General features: G+C 62.7%; 2 protein-coding genes and 1 tRNA gene. All 3 read left to right on the top strand.

The window, feature by feature from the left end; genetic code table 11:
* The coding region (gene glpR / locus ACFWF3_RS33120; RefSeq protein WP_379317860.1) for a gephyrin-like molybdotransferase receptor GlpR at positions 1-564 on the top strand (564 nt) is incomplete at its 5' end.
* Positions 565-662: 98 nt separating this feature from the next.
* A tRNA-Ala gene (locus ACFWF3_RS33115) sits at positions 663-735 on the top strand.
* Positions 736-1049: 314 nt separating this feature from the next.
* Positions 1050-2186 (top strand): glycosyltransferase family 39 protein (locus tag ACFWF3_RS33110; RefSeq protein ID WP_379317858.1); only part of this gene is annotated, 1137 nt, incomplete at its 3' end.

Here is a 2186-nt window from a genome sequence, read left to right as displayed (position 1 = left end):
TCCCACCCGCGCGTGGGCACTGCCCGGCTGGACGACCTCGTGGCCGAGGACGACGCCGAATTCGACGATGACGACGACTTCACCCCGTCGCGCCGTGGTCGCGGTGGCTACGACCCCGAGGCTGATGCCATCGCCCGCGCCGCCCGCTACAGCTTCCGTCAGCGCGCGGTCATGGGTCTGGTCATCGGCCTGATCCTGTTCGCTGCGTTCGGGCTGCTGCTCAACTCGATGTTCTGGTGGGCGTTCGGGCTGTCGGCTGCCGTACTCACGGGCTACCTCGCGTACCTGCGCAAGCAGGTCCACGTGGAGGAGGAGATCCGCCGCAGGCGCGCTGCCCGCCTGGTCCGTGGCAAGCGCCACGAGGCCGCTGAAGTCACCCCGGAGGCGGCCACCACCCGTCGCACGATGGACCGTGACACCGCACGCGCCCTGCGCCGCCGCTCCACCCTGCTCGACACCGACGACGAGGATCCGAGGTTCGAGTTCCTCGAGATCTTCGATCCGGCCACCTCTCGCGCGCTCCGCAACCGGGTCGAAGACCTCGGTCAAGCCGTCGGCGAGTAGCTGGTAGTAACCACGCAAAACAGCAGGTCAGAGTACCGATTCGGTATCGGGGCGCAACCCCTGATACAGTGTCACAGCGCGGTTCACCAGAGCCGCACGGGGCTATAGCGCAGTTGGTAGCGCGTCTCGTTCGCATCGAGAAGGTCAGGGGTTCGATTCCCCTTAGCTCCACCCCAGAAGGGCCCGGTCACTGACCGGGCCCTTTCTCTGTGTCGGCCCGATGTCGGCCGTCGTGCCCTTGCGGCACGCACCTTAGACTCGACAGCGATCGAATGCATGCCCCCAATTGTTTTGGCATGATTCGTCGATTGAATAAATACTGGCGAGTAATAGTCTTTTCAATTTCCTTCATTATGAAAGCTTCACTTTGCTGTGCAGCAGAATTCACTTATTCGCAAACTGCTTAAACCGTTAGCTCGGTCACATCGGTAACGCTGCCCAAGTGGTAGCCGATACACCGAAAATGGCTATTACTGTGCACGTCAGTGCATTTGCGGACCCTGCTGAATAGCAGTAACGTTTCGGTAAAGCACATGATCCGCGCAGGACCGCGAGCGCCCGCGCTCACCAAGTTCGCTGCCGGGGAGGAATCGTTTCACCAGCGAACAGATGTGGCGCCACCACGGGAGGGGGCGTCGAACGCGTCTGTTGGAAAGCATCAGAGGCAGTTCATGACAGCGGTCATCGAGGCTCGCACCGAGCCCGAAGAAGTACCGAATACCCATCCGTCGTTCGCTTTTCGTGGCGTCGCGCTGATCGCTTCGATCGCCGCGATCGCGCTGACCGCGACGGCAGGCCGTTACGACTACTTCGGTGACGAACTCTATTTCCTGTCCGCCGGAAGGCGACTCGACTACACCTATGCCGATCAGGGCGTGGTGGTGCCCGTGTTCGCTTGGCTCGCCGACCAGCTCGCACCGGGATCGGTAACGGCACTGCGCTTCCCGGCCGTCGTGATGTGCGTGTGCGCGGTCGTGGTGGCGGCACTGATCGCCTACGAACTGCGCGGCAGCCACCGTGTCCAGATGCTCGCCGCGGCCGCGTACGCGTTGTCGGGACTGGCGGCCAACCAGGTCGTGCTGAGCACGTTCTCCTTCGACGCCACCCTCACGGCTGTGATCACCTGGCTGTTCATACGCTGGGTTCGTACTCGCCAGGACTGGCTGATCGTCGTGGCCGGATTGGTTGCCGCCCTGGATATGCAGGTGAAGTGGATGATCCCCATCGTCTGGGCGTGCCTCGGCACCGCGGTCATCCTGTGCGGCCCCCGCGACGTCCTGCGTCGCCCCGCGCTGTGGGTGGCGACCGGCATCCTCGCCTCGTCCCTGATTCCGATTCTTTACTGGCAGTCACAACACAATTGGCCACAGCTGGCCATGGGTGCGGTCATCGGAGCCGAGCAGAACGCCACCGGCTACGGCCCGGTGGGATTCCTTCCGCAGTTTCCCATTTTGGCGGGCATCATGGGCACATTGTTGCTCGCTGTCGGATTCTGGGCGGCCTTCAAGCAGGAGTCGCTACGCCCGTATCGATTTATCGCGGTGGCACTTGTGATCATGACCGCATTTGTCATGATCACGCATGGGCGGCCGTATTACCCAGGGGGCCTTTTTCCCGCCATG

Source organism: Nocardia sp. NPDC060220 (assembly GCF_042727815.1).
In the GTDB taxonomy this organism is placed as follows: Bacteria; Actinomycetota; Actinomycetes; order Mycobacteriales; family Mycobacteriaceae; genus Nocardia.
This window is presented reverse-complemented; position numbering and strand designations above follow the sequence as displayed.